The sequence below is a fragment of the Halobacillus litoralis genome, from assembly GCF_009856445.1.
In the GTDB taxonomy this organism is placed as follows: domain Bacteria; phylum Bacillota; class Bacilli; order Bacillales; family Halobacillaceae; genus Halobacillus; species Halobacillus litoralis.
The window spans coordinates 1-520 of the sequence record NZ_WMFA01000047.1 but is presented as its reverse complement, the minus strand read 5'-3'; the positions used below and the strand labels follow the sequence as shown (position 1 = coordinate 520).

The following is a 520-nucleotide window of genomic DNA, read 5'->3' as shown; positions in this document are numbered from 1 at the left end:
ATCGTATCCGGGGTCAATTGTTCCCTTATATGACCCCCATGGCCCGTCGTCATGTGAATGACACCTTTGAACGCTTTTTTGAGAAAGAAGCTTTTACGTTTTCGACGACACTTATCCATGGGGATTTCGGTCCGTCCAATTTGCTTTGGGACAGAAAAGAAGAGCGCATTACCGGGGTCATTGACTTCGGAGAAGCAGGCATCGGCGATCCAGCTTATGACTTTGCAGGTCTTCTGGCCGGCTACGGCGAAGCCTTTGTTAAGGAAGGCTTATCTCAGTATCCGGAAGGGGAGCGTTTGTTTGGGCGGGCCCTTTTTTATAAGCAGACGTTCGCTCTGAAAGAAGCTCTTCATGGGTTGGATCATGGAGATGCCGAGGCATTTGAAAGTGGAATGGCCGGATATCGGTAATCGGAGGAAAGAGCGGTACAATTCGAAGGAGGGATTGCAATGATCAACTACCATAACCGTACGTTCGTATCCGTTGAAAACAGTGCAGGGGGAGAAGTATCGTCCAAAAC

1 protein-coding gene is annotated in these 520 nt (G+C 49.0%); it reads left to right on the top strand.

The window, feature by feature from the left end; genetic code table 11:
* Window positions 1–410: phosphotransferase family protein (locus GLW00_RS20385; protein WP_160917095.1), on the top strand; the 410-nt coding region annotated here is incomplete at its 5' end.
* Window positions 411–520 lie beyond the last annotated feature (110 nt).